Annotated in this window: 24 protein-coding genes; 15 read left to right on the top strand and 9 right to left on the bottom strand. The window is 71.7% G+C overall.

Annotated elements, in window-relative coordinates; translation table 11 throughout:
* Positions 1 to 133: 133 nt before the first annotated feature.
* The gene (locus tag FM051_RS03135; RefSeq protein ID WP_158840419.1) at positions 134 to 1,942 is read right to left on the bottom strand and encodes an AMP-dependent synthetase/ligase; all 1,809 of its coding nucleotides are present in this window, start codon (positions 1,940 to 1,942) and stop codon (positions 134 to 136) included.
* Positions 1,943 to 2,054: 112 nt separating this feature from the next.
* On the opposite strand from FM051_RS03135, the gene FM051_RS03130 reads away from it, so the two are divergent.
* From FM051_RS03130 to FM051_RS03100, 7 genes are all read left to right on the top strand, one after another.
* Complete coding sequence (locus FM051_RS03130; RefSeq protein WP_158840417.1) at positions 2,055 to 2,435, top strand: polyketide cyclase / dehydrase and lipid transport; 381 nt, start codon at positions 2,055 to 2,057, stop codon at positions 2,433 to 2,435.
* Positions 2,436 to 2,446: 11 nt separating this feature from the next.
* Positions 2,447 to 3,235 carry a metallophosphoesterase family protein gene (locus FM051_RS03125; RefSeq protein WP_158840415.1) on the top strand — a complete coding sequence of 263 codons (789 nt, stop codon included), beginning with the start codon at positions 2,447 to 2,449 and terminating at the stop codon, positions 3,233 to 3,235.
* 27 nt (positions 3,236 to 3,262) lie between these two features.
* Positions 3,263 to 3,700 (top strand): SRPBCC family protein, encoded by a 438-nt coding sequence (locus FM051_RS03120; protein ID WP_158840413.1) that lies wholly within the window; start codon positions 3,263 to 3,265, stop codon positions 3,698 to 3,700.
* Positions 3,697 to 4,908 (top strand): ArsA family ATPase, encoded by a 1,212-nt coding sequence (locus FM051_RS03115; RefSeq protein ID WP_158840411.1) that lies wholly within the window; start codon positions 3,697 to 3,699, stop codon positions 4,906 to 4,908. Before FM051_RS03120 ends, FM051_RS03115 begins: the two co-directional genes overlap by 4 nt.
* Positions 4,909 to 4,913: 5 nt before the next feature.
* Positions 4,914 to 5,282, top strand: coding sequence for a hypothetical protein (locus FM051_RS03110; RefSeq protein WP_158840409.1), 369 nt, complete (start codon positions 4,914 to 4,916; stop codon positions 5,280 to 5,282).
* Complete coding sequence (locus FM051_RS03105; protein WP_158840407.1) at positions 5,276 to 6,247, top strand: ROK family glucokinase; 972 nt, start codon at positions 5,276 to 5,278, stop codon at positions 6,245 to 6,247. Before FM051_RS03110 ends, FM051_RS03105 begins: the two co-directional genes overlap by 7 nt.
* A gap of 182 nt (positions 6,248 to 6,429) precedes the next feature.
* On the top strand, positions 6,430 to 7,362 hold the full coding sequence (locus FM051_RS03100; protein WP_158840405.1) for a sensor histidine kinase: 933 nt from the start codon (positions 6,430 to 6,432) through the stop codon (positions 7,360 to 7,362).
* Between the two features lie 219 nt (positions 7,363 to 7,581).
* On the opposite strand, the gene FM051_RS03095 is transcribed toward FM051_RS03100, so the two are convergent.
* Entirely contained in the window at positions 7,582 to 8,067 is a 486-nt protein-coding gene (locus FM051_RS03095) for a hypothetical protein (RefSeq protein ID WP_158840403.1), read from the bottom strand.
* 202 nt (positions 8,068 to 8,269) lie between these two features.
* On the opposite strand from FM051_RS03095, the gene FM051_RS03090 reads away from it, so the two are divergent.
* The 3 genes from FM051_RS03090 to FM051_RS03080 all read left to right on the top strand — a co-directional run bounded on the left by FM051_RS03090 (position 8,270) and on the right by FM051_RS03080 (position 10,654).
* Entirely contained in the window at positions 8,270 to 9,001 is a 732-nt protein-coding gene (locus tag FM051_RS03090; protein WP_158840401.1) for a lysophospholipid acyltransferase family protein, read from the top strand.
* Positions 9,002 to 9,023: 22 nt separating this feature from the next.
* Positions 9,024 to 9,536 (top strand): polyadenylate-specific 3'-exoribonuclease AS, encoded by a 513-nt coding sequence (locus FM051_RS03085; RefSeq protein ID WP_158840399.1) that lies wholly within the window; start codon positions 9,024 to 9,026, stop codon positions 9,534 to 9,536.
* Positions 9,537 to 9,628: 92 nt separating this feature from the next.
* A complete protein-coding gene (locus tag FM051_RS03080) occupies positions 9,629 to 10,654 on the top strand; it encodes a 6-phosphofructokinase (RefSeq protein ID WP_077007532.1) in 1,026 nt (341 codons plus the stop codon).
* A 132-nt stretch (positions 10,655 to 10,786) separates the two neighbouring features.
* On the opposite strand, the gene FM051_RS03075 is transcribed toward FM051_RS03080, so the two are convergent.
* Positions 10,787 to 11,143: a cupin domain-containing protein gene (locus FM051_RS03075; protein ID WP_158840397.1), complete on the bottom strand. Its 357-nt coding sequence runs from the start codon at positions 11,141 to 11,143 to the stop codon at positions 10,787 to 10,789.
* Between the two features lie 22 nt (positions 11,144 to 11,165).
* Positions 11,166 to 11,414 carry a DUF4242 domain-containing protein gene (locus FM051_RS03070; protein ID WP_158840395.1) on the bottom strand — a complete coding sequence of 83 codons (249 nt, stop codon included), beginning with the start codon at positions 11,412 to 11,414 and terminating at the stop codon, positions 11,166 to 11,168.
* 118 nt (positions 11,415 to 11,532) lie between these two features.
* Here FM051_RS03070 and FM051_RS03065 point away from each other — a divergent pair, with 118 nt between their 5' ends.
* Positions 11,533 to 13,239: an AfsR/SARP family transcriptional regulator gene (locus FM051_RS03065; protein ID WP_158840393.1), complete on the top strand. Its 1,707-nt coding sequence runs from the start codon at positions 11,533 to 11,535 to the stop codon at positions 13,237 to 13,239.
* A 49-nt stretch (positions 13,240 to 13,288) separates the two neighbouring features.
* Here the strand turns inward: FM051_RS03065 and FM051_RS03060 are convergent, their stop codons facing one another.
* The gene (locus FM051_RS03060; RefSeq protein WP_202918655.1) at positions 13,289 to 14,308 is read right to left on the bottom strand and encodes a DUF2891 domain-containing protein; all 1,020 of its coding nucleotides are present in this window, start codon (positions 14,306 to 14,308) and stop codon (positions 13,289 to 13,291) included.
* Positions 14,309 to 14,383: 75 nt separating this feature from the next.
* Here FM051_RS03060 and FM051_RS03055 point away from each other — a divergent pair, with 75 nt between their 5' ends.
* Positions 14,384 to 15,772 (top strand): class II 3-deoxy-7-phosphoheptulonate synthase, encoded by a 1,389-nt coding sequence (locus tag FM051_RS03055; RefSeq protein ID WP_158840391.1) that lies wholly within the window; start codon positions 14,384 to 14,386, stop codon positions 15,770 to 15,772.
* A gap of 79 nt (positions 15,773 to 15,851) precedes the next feature.
* Here FM051_RS03055 and FM051_RS03050 read toward each other — a convergent pair whose 3' ends face one another.
* Entirely contained in the window at positions 15,852 to 17,924 is a 2,073-nt protein-coding gene (locus FM051_RS03050) for a Stk1 family PASTA domain-containing Ser/Thr kinase (protein ID WP_158840389.1), read from the bottom strand.
* 185 nt (positions 17,925 to 18,109) lie between these two features.
* Here FM051_RS03050 and FM051_RS03045 point away from each other — a divergent pair, with 185 nt between their 5' ends.
* Complete coding sequence (locus FM051_RS03045) at positions 18,110 to 18,475, top strand: Rv2175c family DNA-binding protein (protein ID WP_202918654.1); 366 nt, start codon at positions 18,110 to 18,112, stop codon at positions 18,473 to 18,475.
* A 160-nt stretch (positions 18,476 to 18,635) separates the two neighbouring features.
* On the opposite strand, the gene FM051_RS03040 is transcribed toward FM051_RS03045, so the two are convergent.
* Together FM051_RS03040 and mptB are read right to left on the bottom strand one after the other, a co-directional pair.
* Positions 18,636 to 19,523, bottom strand: a complete 888-nt coding sequence (locus FM051_RS03040) for a phytoene/squalene synthase family protein (RefSeq protein ID WP_238412098.1) — start codon at positions 19,521 to 19,523, stop codon at positions 18,636 to 18,638.
* Complete coding sequence (gene mptB, locus FM051_RS03035; protein WP_158840387.1) at positions 19,520 to 21,058, bottom strand: polyprenol phosphomannose-dependent alpha 1,6 mannosyltransferase MptB; 1,539 nt, start codon at positions 21,056 to 21,058, stop codon at positions 19,520 to 19,522. Before mptB ends, FM051_RS03040 begins: the two co-directional genes overlap by 4 nt.
* 204 nt (positions 21,059 to 21,262) lie before the next feature.
* On the opposite strand from mptB, the gene FM051_RS03030 reads away from it, so the two are divergent.
* A complete protein-coding gene (locus tag FM051_RS03030) occupies positions 21,263 to 21,967 on the top strand; it encodes an ABC transporter ATP-binding protein (RefSeq protein WP_158840385.1) in 705 nt (234 codons plus the stop codon).
* Between the two features lie 30 nt (positions 21,968 to 21,997).
* Positions 21,998 to 22,723, top strand: a complete 726-nt coding sequence (locus FM051_RS03025; RefSeq protein WP_158840383.1) for an ABC transporter permease — start codon at positions 21,998 to 22,000, stop codon at positions 22,721 to 22,723.
* Here the strand turns inward: FM051_RS03025 and crtI are convergent.
* Positions 22,656 to 24,149 carry a phytoene desaturase family protein gene (gene crtI / locus FM051_RS03020; protein ID WP_158840381.1) on the bottom strand — a complete coding sequence of 498 codons (1,494 nt, stop codon included), beginning with the start codon at positions 24,147 to 24,149 and terminating at the stop codon, positions 22,656 to 22,658. The two genes, FM051_RS03025 and crtI, sit on opposite strands and share 68 nt — an antisense overlap.

Here is a 24,149-nt window from a genome sequence, read left to right as displayed (position 1 = left end):
CGGACCACCCCGCGAGGTCGCGTCGATCGTTCGCGACTCATTTCCCGGCGATCACGCTTTTCGATCGTCGGGAAATCAGGCGCGAGCGGTCGACTTCCAGGCGACCTCGCCCGCGACGCCGGAGGCGGCGCAATCAAACACTGTAGATGGCTTCGATGTCCTGCTTGTAGGTAGTGGCCACGACGGCCCGGCGCAGCTTGAGGCTCGGCGTCATCTCGCCGCCCGCCTCGGTGAAGTCCACCGGCAGGATGCGGAACTTCTTGATCGCCTCCGCTTTGGACACCGACCGGTTGGCCTCGTCCACCGCCGCCTGGATCTCGCCGCGCAGCGTCTCGTCGTCCACCATCTCGGCCACGGTCGCCGACGCCGGCTTGCCGTTCTGCTCCTTCCACGCCGGGAAGAACTCCGGGTCGATCGTGATCAGCGCGCCGATGAACGGCTGCGCGTCACCGACCACCATGCACTGGCTGATCAGCGGGTGGGCCCGGAGGCGGTCCTCCAGCACGGCGGGCGAGACGTTCTTGCCGCCGGCGGTGACGATGATCTCCTTCTTGCGGCCGGTGATCTTCAGGAAGCCGTCGTCGTCCAGCTCTCCGATGTCGCCGCTGTGGAACCAGCCGTCCTCCAGCGCCTCCGCCGTCGCCGGGCCGTTGTTCCAGTAGCTGCGGAACACGATGTCGCCCTTGATCAGGATCTCGCCGTCCTCCGCGATGCGCACCGAGGTGCCGATCACCGGACGGCCCACCGTGCCGACCCGGAACGCCGCCTCGGTGTTCACGCACGCCGCCGCGCTGGTCTCGGTCAGGCCGTAGCCCTCCAGCACCGGCACGCCGACGCCGCGGAAGAAGTGCGCCAGCCGTTCGCCGAGCGGCGCGCCGCCGGACACCGCCGCGATGCACCGGCCGCCGAGCGCCGCCTGGAGCTTGCTGTAGACGAGCTTGGCGAACACCGCGTGCTTGACCTTGAGCCCGATGCCCGCGCCGCCCGCGTCCAGCGACTGGCTGTAGGCCACCGCGGTCGCCTCGGCGGCGTCGAAGATCTTGCCCTTGCCCGCCGCGTGCGCCTTCTGCTTCGCGCCGTTGTAGACCTTCTCGAACACGCGCGGCACGGCGACCACGAACGTGGGCCGGAACGACTGCAGGTCCTGCACCAGGTTCTTCACGTCGGACGTGTGGCCCATGGTGACCCGGTTGTACACACCGCACACCGCGAGAGCGCGGGCCAGGATGTGCGCCAGCGGCAGGAACACCAGCAGCGTGTTGCCCGCCTGCATGAGCTGCGGGAACGCGACGTTCGCCCCGCGGATCTCGGACAGCAGGTTGCGGTGGGTCAGCTCGCAGCCCTTCGGACGGCCGGTGGTGCCGGAGGTGTAGACGATGGTCGCGGTGTCGTCCGCGCCGACCTCCTTGCGCCGGGCCCGCGCGTCGTCGTCGGACACCGAGGCGCCCAGCGCGGTCAGCTCGTCGATCGCGCCCGCCGCGTCACCGGAGGGGCCGTCGATCTGCCACACGTGCCGCACCTCGGGCAGGCCCGCCACCACCGAGTCCACCGTCGCGCGGTGGTCGGAGGTCTCCACGAACACGGCCTTGGCCGAGGAGTCGGACAGGATCCACTCGACCTGCTCGGCCGAGGAGGTCTCGTAGATCGGGACCACGACGCCGCCGGCGTGCCAGATGGCGAAGTCGAGGAGGGTCCACTCGTAGCGGGTCTTGGACATCAGACCCACCCGCTCGCCGGGCTGGATACCCGCCGCGACCAGGCCCTTCGCCACCGCGAGAACCTGGGCGGCGAAATCACGGGCGGTGACGTCAACCCATGTCCCGTCCACGCGGCGGCGGAAGCTGACGGCGTTGCCGAAGCGCTCCGCGTTCGCCCACACCATGTCGGTGAGGTTCTCCTCGGCAGCCACAGTGGCGGTGGCGGGGACGCTGAACTCGCGCACGTCGACCTCCGGACGTTTGTTTGTTACCGGTGGGGAAACTTAGCCTGTGATTCCGGCGATACACCAGGCTGGTGGGTAGTTCCGTAATCGTGTCGTGGCACTCTTCCCACCCGTGCCCAGTGTCGACGTCGTGGACGAGACGTTCCTCGCAGTGCCTCCGGCGGTGGTCGCCGCCGCCTTCGCCCCACCCTCGGCCTGGGCCGAATTCTGGCCCGACCTGACCCTCGACGTCTACGCCGATCGGGGCACTCAGGGGTTGCGCTGGACGGTAGCGGGTGCGCTGACCGGAACGATGGAGGTGTGGCTGGAACCCGTCCTGGACGGCACCCTGCTGCACTACTTCCTGCGCGCCGACCTGCCCGGCGACGCCTCCGACAAGCGGGTCCGGCGGGAGGTCCGCCGCCGCCAACTGGCCGCCAAAGAGGTCTCGCTCGGTCTCAAGTCGACCTTGGAAGACGGCCGGCCGCCCGGGATCGCGCCCGTCCTGCCGTAGATTTGGGTCCCGTGCGGGTTCACGTCGTCTCGGATGTCCATGGCAACGCGGAGGCCCTGGCCCGCGCCGGCGACGGCGCCGACGCCCTGGTGGTGCTCGGTGACCTGGTCGACTTCGTCGACTACTACGACCACGGCAAGGGCATCCTCGGCCGGGTGTTCGGCGCGGAGAAGGTCGAGGTGTTCGCCCGGCTGCGGCGCGGCAGGCTCGGCGCGGAGACGGTCCGCTACATGCGATCGCTCTGGGAGAGCCTGGACAACGCCGCCGACGTCGTCCAAGAGGCGATCATCGAGCAGTACACCGCGCTGTTCGGCGCGATGACCGCGCCCACCTACGCCACGCCGGGCAACGTGGACAGCCCCGAGCTGTGGCCGATGTTCGCCCGCGACGGCGTGCACGTCCTGGACGGGCAGGTCGCCGAGATCGGCGGGCTGAGGTTCGGCTTCGCGGGCGGCGCGCTGCTGCACCCCGGTTTCGTGCCGAGCAGGCGCGGTCCGTGGCGGCCCTACCTGCGCACCGAGGAGGAGTTCGGCGCGGCACTGGCGGGCCTGGGCGAGGTGGACGTGCTGTGCACCCACGTGCCGCCCGCGGTGGCCGAGCTGACCTACGACGTGGTGGCCCGCCGGCCGGAGCTGGGCTCCTCGTCGTTGCTGAAGGTGATCGAGCGCGACCGGCCCCGGTGGTCGGTGTTCGGGCACGTGCACCAGCCGATGGCGCGGCGGGTGCGGGTCGGCTGGACCGAGTGCGTCAACGTCGGTCACTTCCAGCGCAGCGGCACGCCCCACGTGCTGCATTGGTGAGCTGAACTACCGGGTAGCCTCCCCGACATGGCCGACGAGTCCACCCAGTCCATCGTCATCGAGGCGACGCCCGAGGAGATCGTGGCGGTCATCGCCGACTTCGACGCCTACCCCGAGTGGGCCAACGGCGTGAAGCGGACGGAGGTGCTGGAGGCCGGGTCGGACGGCCGCGCGGCCCAGGTCAAGTTCAACATCGACCAGGGCCCGATCAAGGACGAGTACGTGCTCGCGTACGACCAGTGGTCCACCGAGCGGATCTCCTGGCACCTGGTCAAGGGCCAGATGCAGAAGTCGCAGGAGGGCAGCTACGCGCTGACCCCCAAGGACGGCTCGACCGAGGTCACCTACACGCTGTCGGTGCAGCTGGTCGTGCCGATGATCGGCCTGTTCCGCCGCAAAGCCGAGAAGATGATCATGGACACCGCGCTCAAGGAGCTCAAGCGGCGGGTGGAAAACGCTGGATGAGCGCCCGCCTGCTGCTGTTCACCGGTAAGGGCGGGGTCGGCAAGACGACCTTGGCCGCCGCCACCGCCGCCGCGCTCGCCGCCGGTGGCCGCAAGGCGCTGGTCGTGTCCACCGATCCGGCGCACTCGCTGGGCGACGCGTTGGGCGTGTCGCTGTCCGGGCACGTCACCGAGGTCGACGGTGGCGGGTCGTTCACGGCACTGCACGCCGCCCAGATCGACCCCCGCGCGTTGGTCGACGACGCGTGGCGCGACCTGCGCGGACACCTGCGGACCGTGCTCGCGGGCGCGGGCGTCGACGAGCTGGACGCCGAGGAGCTGACCGTCCTGCCCGGCGTCGAGGAGCTGCTGGCGCTGTCCGAGGTGCAGCGGCTGGCGAGCTGCGGGCCCTGGGAAGTGGTGGTCGTGGACTGCGGTCCGACCGCCGAGACGTTGCGCCTGCTGGCGCTGCCCGAGGCGTTCGCGTCCTACCTGGAACGGCTGTTCCCGACCCACCGGCGGGTGGTGCGCGGGTTGCTGGCCGGTGTCGCCGGCAACAGCACGGTGGAGAAGTGGGACGCCACCGCCGACGCGTTGGGCAGGCTGGCGGCGAACCTGGAGCGGCTGCGCGGTCTGCTGACCTCGCCGACGACCAGCGTGCGGCTGGTGTTGACCCCCGAACGGGTGGTTGCGGCGGAGACCAGGCGGACCGTGACGGCGCTGGCGCTGCAGGGCATCCGGGTCGACGGCGTGGTGGCCAACCGGGTGGTGCCGCACCCCGGCGCGGGCCGCGGGCCGGCCGCCGCGTGGCTGCGCACCCGGCGGGCCGAGCAGGACGCGGTGCTCGCCGAACTGGCCGACCTCGGGTCGGTGCGCACGGTGGAGCACCGGGCCGCCGAACCCGTCGGCACGACCGCGTTGCTGGAGGTCGCCGACGGTCTCTACCAGGGGCGTGACCCGTTGGAGGGTTCCGCCGCCGCCGACGGTCCGCTGCTCGAAGTCGTGCGATCCGGCGAGCTGGAGTACACGTTGCGCATGGCGTTCCCGGTCGGCGATTCCGAGCTGGACCTGGCCCGGGTCGGTGACGACCTGGCCGTCACCGTGGACGGCAGGCGCCGGCTCGTCGCGCTGCCGTCGCTGCTCAAGCGCTGCCTCGTGACCGGCGCCGAGCTGGACGACACCGGGTTGGCGGTGCGGTTCGCACCCGACCCCGATCTGTGGATGCGGTGAGGCACGTGGACTCGAAGCTTGCCGACTCGAAGCTCGTCGAGGAGCTGCGCCTGCTGCTCGACGCCGCCGCCGAGCGGGCGCAGCCCTGGCTGCACCGGATGGCCGCCGAGGGCGAGCACGACACGAGAACGTGCGGCTGGTGCCCGTTGTGCAACGCGGTGGCGTTGGGCCGCGGTGACCGGTCGGAACTGGCGGCCAAGGCCGCCGAGCACGTGGCCGGCCTGATCGCGGTGCTGCGCGCGGCGTTGGCCGAGCCCGCGCCGCCGCCCGCCTCGGATGACCCGGGTGACCTGGGGGACTCGGGTGAAGAGCCGGCGCGGCCGGAGAAGCCGCGCGTCCAGCACATCCCGGTGGTGCGGCGGTCGCAGTGCTGACTGTCGGCGTCGACGTCGGCGGGACGAGCGTGCGTGCGGGTGTGGTCGACGGTGACGGCGCCGTGCTCGACACGGCACGTGCGGCCACGCCGAGCGGTGAAGAGGCGTTGGAGGAAGCGCTCTGCGCGGCCGTCGCCGAGCTGGCGTCCCGGCACCCGGTGTCGGCGGTCGGCCTGGCCGTGGCCGGGTTCGTGGACTCGGACCGGCGGACCGTGCGGTTCGCGCCGCACCTGGCGTGGCGGCAGGCGCCCGTCGCGGACCGGATCTCGAAGCGCGTCGGTATGCCGGTGGTGCTGGAGCACGACGCGAACGCCGCCGCGCTGGCCGAGCACCGGTTCGGCGCGGCGCGTGGCGCGAAGATCGCCGCGCTGATCGCGATCGGCACCGGGATCGGCGGGGCGTTGCTGATCGACGGCCACGTGTTCCGCGGCGGGTACGGCGTGGCGCCCGAACTGGGGCACCTGCGGCTGGTGCCGGACGGGCGGCCGTGCCCGTGCGGCAAGAACGGGTGCTGGGAGCGGTACTGCAGCGGCACGGCGTTGAGCACCACGGCGGTCGAGCTGCTGGCCCGGTACCCCGGTCTGTCGACGGTGCTGGCGCGTGAGGCGTTGGGCGACTCGCGGGCGGTGACCGGGCGGCGGGTGGCGGGCGCGGCGCGCGATGGCGACCCGTTGGCGCAGCGCGCGATGGCGGACCTGGCCCGGTGGCTGGGGGACGGGTTGGCGCTGGTCGCCGACGTGTACGACCCCGAGGTCGTGGTGATCGGCGGTGGCGTGTCGGAGTCCGCGCCGTTGTTCCTGGACGACGCCCGTGAGCGTTACGCGGCCGTGGTGACGGGGGCCGGGCACCGGCCGTTGGCGCGCATCCGGACCGCGCAGCTCGGTGACGACGCGGGGATCGTCGGCGTGGCCACGCTGGCGCGCGACCTGGCCGCGAAGACGGCCCGCAACGGGCGACGGCACTGACCGACGGGCACCCGCACCGGCACTGGCACTGGCACTGGCACTGGCCAGCGGGCACCGGCACTGGCCGCCGGTCGCGCGTAGCATCGCGGAATGCGGACCTCCGGCGCCGTAGCCGACATCCGGAGACCGGGGCCGCGCGACCACGACGTCCGCGGGCCCTGCGCGGATCCGGCGGTGTCCGGATGAGGACGGGCGCGGCGCGCGGGCACATCGGCCACTTCCACGAGACGGCGTTCTACGGCAGCGACGACGACTACCGGTCGATCGTCGTGCCGTTCCTGGACGGCGGTGTGTCGGCCCGCGAGCCCGTGCTGGTGGCGTGCCGGTCGGCCAACGAGCGGCTGATCCGGGATTCGGTGGCGGACGCCTCCGGCATCGTCTTCCTGCCCGCCGGTGACCAGTACGACCGGCCGACCGAGGCGATCCTGACGTACCGGAAGCTGTTCGCCGAGTACGCGGGGGCGGCGCAGATCCGGGTGGTGGGCGAGGTGCCGCACCCCGGCATCGGCGGGTCGTGGGACTGGTGGTCGCGGTACGAGGCGGCGGTGAACGAGGTCTTCGCCGAGGTCCCGCTGTGGGGGCTGTGCCCGTACGACCTGCGCACCACGCCTGCCCCCGTGCTGGCGGACGTCCTGCGCACCCATCCGCACGTGATCGGGGCGGACGGGGCACACGTGCGGAACCCGCACTACACGTCGTCCTGGGCGTTGCCGCCCGCCGAGCCCACGTCGCTCGAGTCCGAACCGCCCCTGGTCGAGCTGACCGACCCTTCGCCCGCCGAGGCGCGGCGTGCGGTGACGACGGCGTGCTCCGCCGTCCGCCTGAGCCGCGACGAGGTGGACGACATCGTGTACGCCGCCAGCGAGGCCGTCACCAACGCGCAGTACCACGGCAAACCGCCGGTGACGCTGCGCGCGTGGGCCGGCCGGGCGCACGTGCTGGTCGCCGTGACGGACCGCGGCAACGGCCCAACGTCACCCCTGGCGGGCCTCGTGCCGACCGACCGCTCCGCCACGGCCGGCGTGGGCCTCTGGCTCACCCACCGCACGTGCCGCGACGTCACCATGACCCGAGACCGGGACGGCTACACCATCCGCCTGACCGTCGGCCCCTGACCCGCGCGTGAGTCGAACACCCAGGCCCCGAGAGTCGAACCTCCAGGTCCCCTGAATTCAACGCTCAGGTACCCCGCTGGCCGACGTGAGTGTTGAACTCGGGCCCCCTGAGCGTTCGACTCTCGGGACCTGGAGGTTCGACTCTCGCGTGAGTCGAACGTTCGCGTTGGGTGTGTCGAACGTTCGGGTGCGGCGAGTTCTACGTTCGGCGGGGGTGGGTCACAGGACTGCGCCGTCGTCCCAGCCGGAGTCCGGTGGGGGGCCGCTGCGCATGCGGAGGATCAGCCAGCCGGCACCCGAGCACATCACGATCAGCGCCAGCGGCGTCCCGATCGCGCCGGTCAGGCCGAACAGGCCCGGCGCGACCAGCAGCACGACACCCAGCACGATCACCAGCAACGCGGCGATCGTCCCCGGCCGCAACGCGGGCAACGGCGGCGGCTCCGGCGGCACGTAGTGGTCGTTCGGGTCGTCCGAGTCCGGATCCGCGTCATCGTCGTCGGGCCCGTCCTCGACGGTCGCGACGGCGGGCTGCCCCTCGGGCCGCACCGGCCGCACGGGCTCCGCCTCGTCGTCCTCGTCCGGTTCGTCGTCGTCCGACCAGGCCTGCCTGCCCACGCCTTCGCGTTCCAGGCCCGCCACGATCTCGGCGAACGTCGCGTCGACGTCCTCCGGGCCGTCGGTCGAATCGCGTCGGGAGTTCATGGGCGTGCTCCAGCCCTCCGAGTCGTGAAGGCCAATCCTTCTGCCAGGGTTCATCGTCCCACGAGCCCGTTGTGTTGCGGATTACGGCAGCCGGTGGACCTTGGGACCGTACCGCCTTCGCGCGGGTCTTCGTTGTGTCTTGTGCCGTCGGCTCCGTAGGCTGGCGGCGGGGATCAAGCTCGTCGAGGAGGCGCTCCCAGCGGTGCTCTACTGGTTGATGAAACACATCTTTCTCGGGCCGCTCCTGAAGCTGTTCTTCCGACCCCGGATCATCGAGGGCGCGGAGAACATCCCCAAGGAGGGCGGCGCCATCCTGGCGAGCAACCACCTCGCGGTCTCCGACTCGTTCTTCCTCCCGCTGAAGCTGTCCCGCCGGGTCACCTTCCCGGCCAAGATCGAGTACTTCACCGGCAAGGGCCTCAAGGGCGCCTTGCAGCGCTGGTTCTTCTTCGGCGTCGGCCAGGTCCCGATCGACCGGTCCAGCGCGTCGGCCGCCCAGGGCGCGCTCGACACCGGCGTGCGGATCGTGCGCGAGGGCAAGCTGCTGGGCATCTACCCCGAGGGCACCCGGTCGCCCGACGGCCGCCTCTACAAGGGCAAGGTCGGCGTCGCCTGGATCGCGCTGGAGTCCGGCGCGCCGGTCATCCCGGTCGCGATGTTCGGCACGGACAAGGCCAACCCCATCGGCTCGAGGATGTGGAAGCCGTACCCGATCCGGATCAAGATCGGCAAGCCGTTGGACTTCTCCCGCTACGAGGGCCTGTCCGGCGACCGGTTCGTGCTGCGGTCCATCACCGACGAGATCATGTACGCCCTGATGGAGCTGTCCGGTCAGGAGTACGTGGACGTCTACGCGGCCAAGGCCAAGGAGGCGCAGGCCGCCCCGCAGCCCGCGAAAGCGGTCGATCGGCTGCCCGAGACGAAGGCGGGCTGAACGCCACCCCTAGGGTGGTGGTGTGCGGTTCTTCTACGACTGTGAGTTCATCGAAGACGGGGTGACGATCGACCTCGTCTCCATCGGAGTGGTCGACGAGGAAGGCCGCGAGTTCTACGCCGTGTCCACCGAGTTCGACCCGGCCAAGGCCGGTCCGTGGGTGCGCGCGAACGTGCTCAACCAGCTGCCGTCGCCCGCCAGCCAGGCGTGGCGCAGCCGGGAGCGGATCCGGAAGGACCTCCTCGACTTCCTCGGCGGCCCCAAGGCCAACCGGGACGACATCGAGCTGTGGGCCTGGTTCGCGGCCTACGACCACGTGGCGCTGGCGCAGCTCTGGGGCCCGATGCCGGCCCTGCCGCGCTGCCTGCCCCGGTTCACCCGTGACCTGCGGCAACGCTGGGAGGACGTGGGCAAACCCCGGTTGCCGCAGGCCCCGGCGGACGCGCATGATGCATTGGCGGACGCCCGGCACAACCTGGCCCGGTGGAAGGTGATCGAGACGGAACGGCTGCGCAAAGGTTTCGCACTCCGGTAACAGTCCGGTAATTGGACCCCTCGCTTGCTGCACCGATCCAGGGCGTGTCAGTCTTGGGTGACCCACGCCACGAGAAGAGATTGGCTAAGCAAATGCGCATTGGTGTGCTCACCGGCGGTGGCGACTGCCCCGGCCTCAACGCGGTCATCCGCGCTGTGGTCCGCAAGGGCATCGAGGCCCACGGCTGGGAGATCGTGGGGTTCCGGAACGGATGGCAGGGGCCGATCGAGAACCTGACCAAGCCGGTCGGGCTCGGTGAAGTCGAGGACATCCTCACCAGGGGCGGCACCATCCTCGGCTCGTCGCGCACCAACCCGTACAAGGTCGAGGGCGGTGTCGACCGGATCCGCGAGAACCTCGCCGCGAACAAGGTCGACGCGCTGATCGCGATCGGCGGCGAAGACACCCTCGGTGTGGCCAAGCGGCTGACCGACGACGGCATCGGCGTCGTGGGCGTGCCGAAGACCATCGACAACGACCTGGGCGCGACCGACTACACGTTCGGCTTCGACACCGCCGTGCACATCGCCACCGAGGCGATCGACCGGCTGCGCACGACGGCCGAGTCGCACCACCGGGCGCTGGTCGTCGAGGTCATGGGCCGGCACGCGGGCTGGATCGCGCTGCACTCGGGCCTGGCCGGCGGTGCGAACGTGATCCTGGTGCCCGAGCGGCAGTTCAGCGTCGACAAGGTGGTCGAGTGGGTGGAGCGGCGCTTCGAGCGCCAGTTCGCCCCGATCATCGTGGTCGCCGAGGGCGCGATGCCCGAGGGCGGCGCCGAGGTGCTGCACTCCGGTGAGAAGGACGCGTTCGGCCACGTGCGGCTGGGCGGCATCGGCACCTGGCTGGCCGAGGAGATCGCGGAGCGGACCGGCAAGGAGTCCCGCGCGGTCGTGCTGGGCCACGTCCAGCGCGGCGGCATCCCGACCGCCTACGACCGGGTGCTCGCCACCCGTTTCGGCCTGCACGCGGTGGACGCGGTCGCCGAGGGCGACTTCGGCGTCATGGTCGCGCTGCGCGGCACCGATATCGTCCGGGTGAAGCTGGCCGAGGCGACCGCGGAGCTGAAGACCGTTCCGATGGAGCGCTACGCCGAGGCCGAGGTCTTCTTCGGCTGATCGACACCTGTCCGTTCAGGCGCCCCGAACGCTGCGTTCGGGGCGCCTTTGCGTTGGCCGGGGTGTGCTGAACGTTGAACTCGGGTGTTCTGAACGTAGGACACACGCGTTCTGAACGTAGGACTCTCGCGGTTACTTCTTGGCGTAGTCGCGCAGGCCGGTGAAGTCGACCATCACGCACGTCTCGTTGCCGACGATCCAGGCGTCGTGGCCCGGTTCGATCATGACCGCGTCGCCCGGCCCGGCGTCGGCTTCGCTGCCGTCGTCCATGACGACGTGCATCCGGCCGGACAGGACGTAGCCGGTGTGGGCCGCCTGGCAGGACTCGGTGCCCGCGATCGGCTTCACGTCCTGCGACCACCGCCAGCCGGGCTCGAACTCCGCCCTGCCCACCGTGGTGTCACCGACGGTGACCAGATCGACGTGACCGTGCGGGAACTGCCGCACCTCGTCCGGATCGGTGAAGCTCTTCGCTTCGAGTACAGACATCGTCATCCCCTTCTAGGTGTTGTCAGCCCTGCACGACGGGGTAGATCTCGTCGGCCACGAGGCCGTGCGCCTCGCGGTGCACCCGGTGCGCCGTCTCCGCGTCCGGCGCGTCGACCAGGCAGAAGACCTTCCCGTCCTTCTCGTCGACCCAGTAGTTGAGGTAGTGGACGCCGTACTGCTCCTGGGTCCGGAGATCGGCGGCGTGGGCGTCGGCGACGTCCTTGACGCCGGCGCCCTCGGGGAGGCTGTTGTGCACGTCCATGAACAACATGGCGTCCTCCTGGAACTCGGGGAGGGGTAGGGGCGGACGGTAGCCGGCGGGGCGTTCCCAAACCGTTCCCACAGCGTTCCCACCAGCGTTCTTGTCGCGCCGGACGTATGGTTCCGCCATGCCAGCCACCTGCCGGGTGTGCGTTCTGGGCAGGTTTTCCGTCGCGGTCGACGGCAGACCCGTCCCCGGCAACGTGTGGCGGAACCGGCGGGCGGCCGACGTGGTGAAGCTGCTGGCCGTGGAACCCGACCACCGGTTGCACCGCGAGCAGGTGATGGACCGGCTGTGGCCCGATCTGCCCGTGGAGGCGGCGGGGGCGAACCTGCGCAAGGCGCTGTACTACGCACGGCGGGCGCTCGGGTGCGCCGACGCGGTCCGGTGCGAGGGGCGGATGCTGACGCTGTGGCCGTCCGGGGTCCTCGACGTGGACCTGGACCGGTTCGAGCGGGCCGCCGACGCCGCGTTGGCCTCGGGTGACGCCACGCGGTGCGCGCTCGCCGCCGCCGACTACCACGGGGACCTGCTCGCCGACGACCGCTACGAGTGCTGGGTGGCCGAGCCGCACGAGAAGGCCAAGGGCCGTTACGTCGCACTGCTGCGGGCCGCCGGCGACTGGACGCGGTTGCTCGAACTCGACGAGACCGACGAGGAGGCGCACCGCGCGGTGATGCGGCGGCACCTGGCCGCCGGCAACCGCCGTGAGGCGCTGCGCCAGTTCGAACGACTGCGCCACGCGCTGCGGGAGCGGATCGGCGTCGGGCCCGACGCGGAGACCATCGCGCTGTACGAGTCGGCGCTGGCCGTGGACGCGGCCGAGCCGCCGTCGCCGTCACAGCGGGCGGCGGTGGCGCTGGCCAACGGTCTGGTCGCGTTCGGGCGGCGCAACCTCGCCGAAGCCGAGCGGTTGGCGCGGCAGGTGCGGGTGCTGGCGCTGGACGCGGACCTCGGGCACGAACTGGGGGAGGCGTCGACCCTGCTCGCCCTCGTCGCGCACGCGCGGGGCACCTGGCACGAGCTGTTCCGGGAGGAGTTCGCGGAGTCCGTGCGGCACCAGACGCGGCCGGAGGTCTACGACGCCCACCTGTGCTTCCAGGAGTTCTACCTGTACGGACCGGAGGGCCACGACGGCGCCGAGTCGTTCGGCCGGGACCTGCTGGACATCGCGTCACGGGCGGGGTCGGCCTCGGGGCGTGCGCTGGCGTACCTGCTGCTGGGCGAGTTCGCGTTGCTGTCCGGGCACCTCGACAACGCGGTCAGCACCCTGGAGAAGTCGCTGCGCGAGGCCGAGCGCGCCGGGTGCGTCTCGGCGCAGTCCCTGGCGCTGGAACGCCGGGCCGAGGCCGAGACCCGGCGCGGCGACCGTGCCGCCGCCCGCGCCGACCTCGACCGCGCGCTGCCGCTGGCCCGGTCGTCGGGCATCCCGTCGCACCTGGTGATCCGCGTCCACGGTGTCCGCGTGCTCGCCGCGGACAGCCTCGGTGGGGCGCTCAGCGCGATCCGGGAGGCGGAACGCTGGCTCACCGAGGCGCCGCACGTGTGCGATCCGTGCTCCATGGGTTTCCGGATCGCGGCGGCGACGTCGTGCGCCGGCGCGGGCAACCCGAGCCGCGCCCGGCTGCACGTGGCGGAGGCGGAGCGGATCAGCGGGCTGTGGCAGGGCGGCCCGTGGTCGGCCGCGTTGTGGGAGGTGCGCGCGGAGGTGCGGCGCGCCGAAGGCCAGCGCGCCCAGGCGGCGGCGCTGTTCCTGGAGGCGGCCGAGCTGTTCGCGGCGATGCGCCGGCCGATCGAGGAGAGCAGGTGCCGCGCCGCCGCTGCCGCCTGTTAGGCGTGCGCCTCGGACCGCCGCCTCGGACCGCCGCCTCAGACCGCCCGCCTCAGACCGCCGAGAACGCGCCGAGGTGCAGGTAGGCGGCGAACGTGCCCAGCCAGTGCTCGGCGTAGTAGCCGTGGCCGAACACGTACCGCAGGCCGGTCTCCCGGTGCTCCTCGGCTGCCGTGCGGGCGAGGTCGGTGTACCGGTGCCCCTCGGGCAGCGCGTCGGCGATGGACCGCCACTGCCACGCCCGCGACAGCGCCAGGCCGACCAGGTGCGAGCCGTACGCGTCGCCCGGGTCGTCCACCGGCACCGGCTCGCGCAGCACCTTCCAGCGCGCGTCCTCCAGGTTCGGCAGGAACGCCTCGAACCACGCGGTGAACTCGTCGGCCGGCAGCACCCGCCGCACCAGGTCCGCCTCGGTCAGCGCGGGTGACAGGAAGTCCGCCGCGTCCGGCTCGAACCCGCCGTACCCGACGTCCTCCCGGTGCCACCGCAGCGCCGCCCCCGCGCACGCGGCGGCCAACTCCTCGTCACCCACGGCACGCGCCGCGTCGAGCACCAGCCCGGTCGCGAACGACGTGTTGCCGTGCGTGCCGGTCCGGACCGGCAGCCGCGCGCCGGCCACCTTGGCGAGATACCGGTCACGCAGGACCGCGCTCAACGGCCGCAGCGCCTGCGCCCACGGCGACTCCCAGGTGCGCAGTTCCGCGTCCAGCACCAACAGCCACGCCCACCCGTAGGGACGCTCCCAGAACCCGCCGCCGGGGCCGTCGAAGAACGCCGCCTCGGTCTCCGCGTTCTCCTCGGTGATCAACGAATCCAGCACCCGACGGGCCTCCGCCGCGCCCTCGACCTCCGGCCGCGACCGCAGCAGGCGGACCGCCAACCAGGTCTGATGCACGCACGAGTGCCAGTCGAACGACCCGGCGAAGATCGGGTGCAGGGTCCGCTGCGGCACCAGGTCGGCGTCACCGGCGATCACGTGCGACCAGTGCACCGGGTAGTCCCGCTGGACGTTCTCCACCGCCGTCGACAGCAGCCTGGCCGTCGTGTTGTCATCCATTCGGGTATCGGACATGGCGGACATCATGCACAGGATCATGCACAGCCGGACCCGCGCCCGTCTCTCTATGTGGACGGCTATCTTTAACGTGTGAACTGGACCGTGGACGTGCCCGTGGACACGCTTCCCGAGCTTCCGCCCCTCCCGCCCGAGCTGCGCACGCGGCTGGACGACGCGCTGGGCAGGCCCGCCGCCCAGCAGCCGGAGTGGCCGGACGCGGAGCAGGTGCGCCGAGTGCGCGCCGTGCTGGAGAGCGTGCCGCCGATCACCGTGCCCGCCGAGATCGACCGGCTGCGCGACAACCTGGCCGAGGTCGCCCGCGGCGAGGCGTTTCTGCTGCAGGGCGGCGACTGCGCGGAGACGTTCGCGGACAACACCGAGCCGCACATCCGCGCGAACATCCGGACCCTGCTCCAGATGGCCGTCGTGCTCACCTACGGCGCCAGCCTGCCGGTGGTGAAGATCGGCCGCATCGCGGGCCAGTACGCCAAGCCGCGCTCGTCCGGCATCGACGCGCTCGGCCTGCCGTCCTACCGCGGCGACATCGTCAACTCGCTGGTACCCACGCCCGAGGCGCGCGTGCCGGACCCGTCGCGGATGATCCGCGCCTACGCCAACGCGGGCGCGGCGATGAACCTGCTGCGCGCGATGACCAGCGCCGGCATGGCCGACCTGCACCGGCTGCACGACTGGAACAAGGACTTCGTCCGCCAGTCGCCCGCCGGCGAGCGGTACGAGGCGCTGGCCGCCGAGATCGACCGCGGCCTGCGGTTCATGTCGGCGTGCGGCGTGAACGACGCGTCGCTGCACACCACCGAGATCTTCGCCTCGCACGAGGCGCTGCTGCTGGACTACGAGCGGGCGTTGCTGCGCCTGGACACCGGCGGTGACGAGCCGAAGCTGTACGACCTGTCGTCGCACTTCCTGTGGATCGGCGAGCGGACCCGGCAGCTGGACGGCGCGCACATCGCGTTCGCCGAGCTGCTGTCCAACCCGATCGGCCTGAAGATCGGCCCGACGACCACGCCGGAGATGGCCGTCGAGTACGTCGAGCGGCTCGACCCGCACAACCAGGCCGGCCGGTTGACCCTGATCAGCCGGATGGGCAACGGCAAGGTGCGCGACGTGCTGCCGCCGATCATCGAGAAGGTCGAGGCCTCCGGTCACCGGGTCATCTGGCAGTGCGACCCGATGCACGGCAACACGCACGAGTCGTCCACCGGCTACAAGACCCGGCACTTCGACCGGGTGGTGGACGAGGTGCAGGGCTTCTTCGAGGTGCACCGCAGGCTCGGCACCCACCCCGGCGGCATCCACATCGAGCTGACCGGCGAGGACGTCACCGAGTGCCTGGGCGGCGCCCAGGAGATCTCGGACACCGACCTGGCCGGCCGCTACGAGACCGCCTGCGACCCGCGGCTGAACACGCAGCAGTCGCTGGAGCTGGCGTTCCTGGTCGCGGAGATGCTGCGCAGCTGACCGCACGCCCCTGACAGGCCGGTGGCCCCGACTCCGCGGAGTCGGGGCCACCGTCGTTCTCAGCGCGTTTCAGCCCCGGTCACAGGGCGATCAGCGTGATCCTGGTGTCCTTCGGCACGCGCTCCCCGGCCCGCACGGACTGGTTGACCACGCGGGCCTGGTCGCGGTCGTTGAACTGGACGTCGACCTTGAGGCCCGCGTCCTCCAGGATCTCCTTCGCCTCCTTGACCCGCTTGCCCTCGACCTGGGGCACGGTCACCGAGTCCGCCGACACGATGACGGTCACCCGGCGGTTGTTCGGGGGCAGGTTCGTGCCCGCCGGCGGGTCGGTGCGGATCACCTTGCCCCCATCGACCTTGTCGGAGAACTCCTCCGGGCCCTCGACCGGTTCGAACCCGGCCGCGCTGAGCTCGGCGAACGCCTCGTCCTTCGACTTGCCGATCACGCTCGGCACCGGCTTGGGCTGCGCGCCCTTGCTCAGCACGATCGTCACGGTCGAGCCGATCGGCACCTCCGTGCCGGGCGAGGGCTTCAGCGTCACCACCTTGCCCTTGGGCACGCGGTCGCTGAACGCGTCCTCGGCGGGGTTCAACTGGGACTTCAACCCGACCGACGTGATCTCCCGCTCGGCCACCGGGATCTCGACACCGGGGCTGATCTGCGGCACCACCGGCTTGCCCGCGGACACCACGATCCGCACCAGGTCGCCCTGGGTGGCCTTGGACCCCGCCGGCGGGTCGGTGCTGAGCACCTGACCCTTGGGCACGGTGTCGCTGTTCTCGGTCCGCACCGTCTGCTTGAGCGAGGCTTCCTCGACCATCGCGATGGCCGCGGCCTCGTCCTGGCCGACCAGGCTCGGCACGGTGGTGGTCCGGCCGATCGCCAGCCACCAGCTGGTGACGCCGATGAGGACCGCGGCCACCACCACGACGCTGAGCCACGTGATGAACTGCCTCTTGCTGCGCGCCCGCATCTCCTCGTACTGCTGCTCGGGCGTCTTCTTCTTCGGCGGTCTCTTGGGGCGCACACGGGCCGGCGCGGGCTGCGGCGCGGCGGCGTTCGGGTTGGCGGCGTTCGGGTTGGCCGGCGGCAGGAAGTCCGCCCGCGGGATCGCCCTGGTGCCCTGGGGGCCGGACGACGCCGGCGTGAGCGGGTTCGGCCGGTGCACCGGCACGGTCGGGTCGGCGAACGGCGCGCCCGCGCCCACCCGCACCGGTTCCACGCGCAACGTCTGCTCGGCCGGGCTCGGCGGCGCGGGCACGTGCTGCGTCGCCTGCTCCACCGCCGCCGCCACGGGCACCGGCACGTCAACGCTCGCGATGCCGAGCTTCGCCCGCGCCGTCTCCACCTCGGACAGGAACGACTCGGCGTCCGCGGGCCGCAGGAACGCCTCCTTGCGGGTCGCCCGGCGCACCAGCTCGGCCACCTCGGCGGGCACGTCCGGCACCGCGGGCACCTCGTCGTTCACGTGCCGGTAGGCCACCGAGATGGCGTTGTCGCCCACGTACGGCGGCGTGCCGGTCAGCATCTCGTAGAGCAGCACGCCCGCCGAGTACACGTCGCTGCGCGCGTCCGTGGTGCCCGTGGTGACCTGCTCGGGCGAGAGGTAGGCGACTGTGCCCAGGATCATCGTGTCGCTGGTCACACCCACCGTGGACACCGCCCGGACGAGGCCGAAATCGGCCACCTTGACCGTGCCGCCCCGACCGATGAGCACGTTCTCCGGCTTCACGTCCCGGTGCACGAGGTCGGCCCGGTGCGCGGCGGCCAGCGGTGAGAGGACCTTCTCGATCACCGTGAGCGCCAGCGGCACGTCCAGCTTGCCGCGCGCGTTGAGCAGGTCGCGCAGCGTGCCGCCCTCGACCAGCTCCATCACCAGGTAGACCCGGTCCTCGTCCACGCCCTGGTCGTGGACCTGCACCACGCCGGGGTGGTGCAGTTTCGCCGCGGCCCGCGCCTCGCGCTCGAACCGCGCCACGAACTGCGGGTCGGCCGAGAACCTCGGGTCCATGACCTTGATGGCCACTGTGCGCTCCAGGCGCGTGTCCACACCGCGGTACACGGTGGACATGCCGCCCCGCGCCACCAGGGTGCCTACCCGGTAGCGTTGTTCGAGCAGCCCGCCGATCACGTTCGTCGCCGACCTTTCCACAGCCGTGGATCGTACGGTGGGGTGATGCCGACCGATGCTGTGCGCTCGAGCATCCCACGCGCGCGTGTGGGATCCGCGTCAAACTCGGGCGAAACAGGGGGTGTCCCCAAGCCAACCCCTGGGTGTACCGCCACCACCCGGTTGGCGCAGGGCGTCGTTCCCGCCGTTGTGGCATCGTGACGCACGTGAGTGCGATTCCTGCCGCTGCGGATGTGCTGGCTCCCGACCTGGAGGTCCTGCCCCTCCCCGAGGTCGCCGAGCGTCTTGCCCTACCGATCAACCGTGTCCACCAGTTGCTGCGCGACGGTCAACTGCTCGCGGAGCGCCGGAACGGTGTCCTCGTCGTCCCCGCCGAGTTCCTCGCCGCCGGAGGCGTGGTCAAGGGGCTGCCCGGCACCATCACGGTGCTGCGCGATTCCGGCTTTTCAACCGATGAGATCCTCCGGTGGCTGTTCACCGAGGACGACACCCTGCCCGGCACGCCGATCGAGGCGTTGCGCGGCGACCGAGGCCGTGAGGTGAAGCGGCGGGCACAGGCCCTGGGTTTCTGACCGACCCGCACCACCCCGACGACCTACGACGTCCGGGCGGCTCCCTTCACCGGGAGTCGTCCGGACGTCGCGTTTCCGGGGTGTGGCCACCCGGGTTTTCCGCCTGTGACGGGGGAATCGCGCGACGGGCCGTTCCGTTGGACGGCCCTGTTCCGCCGCCTCAGCGACCGGTGACCCGAGCCACCAGCGCCCGCGCGAAACCGGGCACGGCGACCGCCAGCCGCCGCGAGTTCGGCACCACCACGCGCCGGTCCAGCACCTGGTAGTCGGCCGCCGCGATCTCGTCCAGGATCCCCCGGTACAGCGTCAGCGCGGTCCGCACGCACGGCCGGGACACGGGCTTCAGCATCGGCACGCCCACCTCGGCCTCCCGGTACACGGCCAGCGTGTGCGCGACGAGGTGCCGGAACACCCGCCGCACCCGCTGGTCCGACTCGCCGGTCCGCCGGCACCGCACCAGCAGCTCGCGGTCGACGCCGTAGGCCGTCAGCACGTCCTCCGGCAGGTAGAGCCGGCCCCGGTCGAGGTCTTCGCCGACGTCGCGCAGGAAGTTCGTCAACTGGAACGCGCGGCCGAGCGCGGCGGCGGACGGTTCGGCTTCCGCACGAGGCACGACCGTCCCGAACACGGGCAGCAGTTGCAACCCGATCACCGCCGCCGACCCGTGCATGTACCGCTCCAGCGCCGGGAAGTCCGGGTACGACGTGACGGTCAGGTCCATCCGCATCGACGCCAGGAAGTCGCTGAACAGCGAGGTGTCGATCGAGTACCGGTGCGCGGTGTCCGCCAGAGCGGCGAGCACCGGGTGGCCGGTGGGGCGACCCGTCAGCTCGTCGGCCAGCTGCGCGTCCAACAGCTTCAGCTCGGCCGCCGGGTCGGCCGACTCGCCGCTGTCCACGATCTCGTCGGCCCATCGCGCGAACCCGTACAGGGCGTGTACGGCGGGGCGCTGTGACGCGCTGAGCATCCGCGTGGCCAGGAAGAACGTGCGGCCGTGCCGGGCGTTCAGCTCGCGGCAACGGGCGTACGCCGCGGCCAGATCCGTCACGCGTACCTGCCGGACAGCTTCAACGGGTCGGGCTTGGTCAGCGACACGCAGGCCAGCGCGGACACCACCGCGACCATCGCCAGGTAGACCCACGAGTACAGCGCCGTGTCGCCGTTGGGGAAGGTCACCAGCAGCAGCCAGGTGGAGAAGAACGCCGCCGCCTTCAGCCCCGTCGTGGTCCACGGCAGCGCCGCCGCCATCACCAGCGGCCAGCTGAAGTACCAGGGCAGCGTGGCGGGGGAGAGCAGGGCCACGGCCAGCATGGTGATCGCGGCGCGGCGCACCGCCTCGGGCCCGCCGTCCTGCGCGGCCCGCCACTGCCGCCACGCGATGTAGATCAGCAGCACGGAGCCGAGGCCGCGGGCGATGGTCATGAACCAGCCCGGCTCGACCCGGACGAACCCGCTGACCACGGTGTGCGCGAAATCGCCGACCGCGCTGGGCAGCGACAGCCAGTTCACGATCGTGGACGACGAGCTGAGCGCCGGGATCCAGCCCAGGTCCAGCCCGGACACGACGGTGGCCGCGGCGAACACCGCGACGAACGTGACCACACCGCCCGCGATGGCCTTGCCGAGCTGCGCCGCCCGCGTGCCGTCCAGCCGTCGTGCCCACACCAGCACCAGGAACGGCAGCGCGACCACGGCGGTGGCCTTCACCGCGAACGCCAGCGTCACCACCGCGATGCCCAGCACGTGCCTGCGGTCCAGCACCAGCAGCACGCCGGCGGCCAGCAGGCCGACCATCAGCAGGTCGTTGTGCGCGCCGCCGATGAGGTGCACCAGCATCAACGGGTTCGCGGCGGCCACCCACAGCGCGATCGCGGGCCGTCCGCCGAGGTGGCGGGTGAGGCCGGGCAGCGCCCAGCACAGCAGCACCAGGCCGATCGCGAGCACCATCCGCATGATCACCACGCCGCCGATGACGCTGCCGCCGGTCGCCCACACCACGCCCTGGGCGAGCATGAGGAACAGCGGCCCGTACGGCGCCGGGGTGTTCTGCCAGACCCAGCTCACGTTGTCCGACAGCGGGCTCTGCAGCACCGCCGGGCCGACCGAGTAGGGGTCGAGGCCGTTGAGCGCGAGCTGGCCCTGTGCCAGGTAGCTGTAGATGTCCTTGCTGAACAGCGGCGGCGCGAACAGCAGCGGCAGCGTCCAGGCCACGATCGCGGTGAGCACCGCGGCGCTGCCGACGTGCCCGTTGCGCACCATCCGGCCCAGCCTGACCCACGACCAGATCACCATGCCGAGGCCGACGTAGAGGACCGCGGTGGCGAGGTCGTGGCCGTGGCCGTACCGGATCCAGCTCAGCGAGGTGTCGGCGAGCAGCGGGTCGTGCTTGAGGATCGCGCCCGCGCCGGTGCCGCCCAGGGCGAGCAGCATGACGCCGCCGACGCCGAGCAGGATCGTGCGGATGGGGATGCCGCCCGGATCGGGTCGGTCCGAGCCCGCGCGGTCCGGAACCTGGGTAGCCGACGACCGCACCGGCTCGACAGGTGCGGCGCTCGATCGTGGAAAGGACGGGGTCGCGGCCATCGCGGCAACATCGTCGCACAACGGCTGCGAGGTCCGGCACGTGATGGCGCAGTCTGGTGACAGGCTCGTAACACCCGGAGGGATCCTCGCACGGGCGGGTCACTCGGGGGAGTGACCACATGGAGTATTCGGTGTGCGGATCGGGATCGGTTCCACCTGCGCGGAGGTCTGGCGGATCGCCCGATGAGGGCCATAATTCAACGCATGTCCAATGCGGTCGGCGTCGATCGCCTGCGCGTGGTGCGCGGCGGTCGTGAGGTCGTGCGCGGTGTCGGGTTCGACGTGCCGCGCGGCTCGGTCACCGGGCTCCTCGGGCCGAGCGGGTGCGGCAAGACGACGTTGCTGCGCGCCGTGGTCGGTGTCCAGGTGGTGGCGTCGGGCCGGGTGACCGTGCTCGGCCACCCGGCGGGCAGCGCGGTGCTGCGCGACCGGATCGGCTACTCGACGCAGAGCCCGTCGGTGTACGCGGACCTGACCGTGGCGGAGAACCTCGCCTACTTCGCGTCGATCCTCCGCGCACCGCGCGGCGACGTGGACCGGGTGCTCGAAGAGGTCGGCCTGAAGGGCAACGCCGACCAGCTCGTGACCACGCTGTCCGGTGGCGAGAGGGGCCGGGCGAGCCTCGCGGTGGCGTTGCTGGGCAAGCCCGAGGTGATCGTGCTGGACGAGCCGACCGTCGGCCTGGACCCGGTGCTGCGCGAGGACCTGTGGCTGCTGTTCCACCGGCTCGCCGACGCGGGCGCGGCGCTGCTGGTGTCCAGCCACGTGATGGACGAGGCGGCCCGGTGCGACCGGCTGCTGCTGATGCGGGACGGCGCGCTGCTCGCCGACGACACCCCGGACGCGTTGCGCGCGCAGACCGGGACTCAGGACCTGGAGCAGGCCTTCCTGGCGCTGGTACGGCAATGAAGGGGTGACGGCGATGAAGGGGTTGCGGCGATGAACACCCTGGCCACCGCGAAGCGGATCCTCACCCAGCTCCGGCACGACCACCGCACCGTGGCGCTGATGGTGCTCATGCCGTCGTTGCTGCTCGTCCTGCTCCGGTACGTGTTCGACTCGGAGCAGATGTTCAACAGGGCGGCGCCCGCGCTGCTCGGCGTCTTCCCGTTCACGATCATGTTCATCGTCACGTCGATCACCACCCTGCGGGAACGGCTCACCGCCACGTTGGAGCGGCTGATGACGATGCCGATCGGCAAGGTCGACCTGCTGCTCGGCTACGCGGTGGCGTTCGGCCTGGTGGCGGTGGTGCAGGTCGCGTTGGCGGCCACGGTCGCGTTGACCTGGCTGGGGTTGGAGATCAGCGGCTCGGTGTGGCTGTTGCTGGTCATCGCGGTGCTGGACGCGCTGCTCGGCATGGCGTTGGGCCTGTTCGCCAGCGCGTTCGCCCGCACCGAGTTCCAGGCCGTGCAGTTCATGCCCGCGATCGTGATGCCCCAGGTGCTGCTGTGCGGGCTGTTCGTGCCGCGCGACCAGATGGCGACGGTGCTGAACTGGATCTCCGACGTGCTGCCGCTGTCCTACGCGGTCGACGCGCTGACCCAGGTCACGACGTCCTCCGAAGTGGACGGAACGCTGATCCGGAACCTGCTGGTCATCGCCGGGTGTGCGCTGTTGGCCTTGCTGCTGGGCGCCGCGACCTTGCGCCGACGGACCCCGTGATCCGCTGGGCGGCGAGCCTGCCCGAGATCAGCACCGGCGGCACGCCCACACCCGGCGTGGTGCCGCAGCCGGCCAGCACGGCGTTGTCCAGCACCAGGTTGCGCGGCCGGAACGGGCCGGTCTGGGCGAACGTGTGCGCGGCCGAGAACGGCGTGCCGGCGGCCAGGCCCATCGCGGCCCAGTCGTTCGGCGTGACCAGGTGCTCCACCTCGATCGCGTCGCCGAACCCGGTGAGCCCGCGCGCCTCCAGCACGCCCACCAGCTCGTCCCGGTAGGCGGGGCCGACGCGTTCCCAGTCGACAGGGCCGGTGCGCAGGTTCGGCGCGGGCGCCAGCACGAACATGCCCTGCCCCGGCGGCGCGGTGACCAGCAGCGACGGATCGCTCATCAGCGTCCCGCGGCGGGTCAGCTCGTCGAACGTCCGCTCCCACTCGTGGCCGAAGAACAGCGTGTGGTGGGCCAGCTCCGGCCACGTCCGGTCCACGCCCGCGTGCAGCACGACCGCCGACGGCGACCACGTCACCGGCAGCGGGCGGCGCGGGCGGTGGCCCAGCAGGCGGTACGACATCGGCAGGTCCGGGGTGAGCACCACCGCGTCGCACGGGATGCGCTCACCGTGCGACGTGCGCACGGCGGTGACCCGGCCGCCGATGCGTTCCAGCCAGGCCACCGGGGTCTGGAACCGCAGGTCCGCGCCCGCGTCCCGGGCGGCAGCCGCCAACGCGTCCGGCAGCGCGCGCATCCCGCCGTGCGGGTAGTAGACGCCCGCGATCGTGTCCATGTACGCGATGACGCCGTACGCGGCGAGGGCCTTGCGGGGCGGCACGCCCGCGTACAGCGACTGGAACGAGAACACCCGCTGCAACCGCTCGTCGTGGACGAAACGCGCCACCGACGGACCCAGCCTGCCGAACCCGCGCAACGCGGCCAGCTTCGCCAACTGCGGCGTGAGCAGGGACAACGGCGAGTCGAAGTTCGCACCGATGAACGAGTCGCGCTCCACCCGGTACAGCTCGGTCAGCCAGCGGCGCAGCGCCCGGTACCCCTGCGCCTCGCGCGGACCGGCGAACCGGCGCACCTCGGCCTCCATCGCCTCCGCGTCCGCGTGCACGTCCAGCGTGCTGCCGTCGGCGAAGCGGGCCCGGTAGGCGGGGTCGACCGGGCGCAGGTCGAGCCGGTCGCGCAGCGAGTCGCCGACCGCGTGCAGCGCCTCGTCCACCAGCTCCGGCATGGTCAGCACGGTGGGGCCGGTGTCGAACCGGTAGCCGCCCAGGTCCAGCCGCCCGGCCCGGCCGCCGGGCACGGCGTCGCGCTCGACCACGGTGACCCGGCGACCCGCGCCGAGCAGGTGCAGCGCCGCCGACAGCCCGGCCAGCCCCGCGCCGACCACGACGACGTGGTCCGTCCGGCCGGTGACCGTGCGCAT

Origin of the sequence: Saccharothrix deserti, assembly GCF_009769385.1 — a bacterium.
In the GTDB taxonomy this organism is placed as follows: domain Bacteria; phylum Actinomycetota; class Actinomycetes; order Mycobacteriales; family Pseudonocardiaceae; genus Actinosynnema; species Actinosynnema deserti.
Note: the sequence above shows the minus strand (reverse complement) of the source record. Positions and strands in the feature narration are given on the sequence as shown.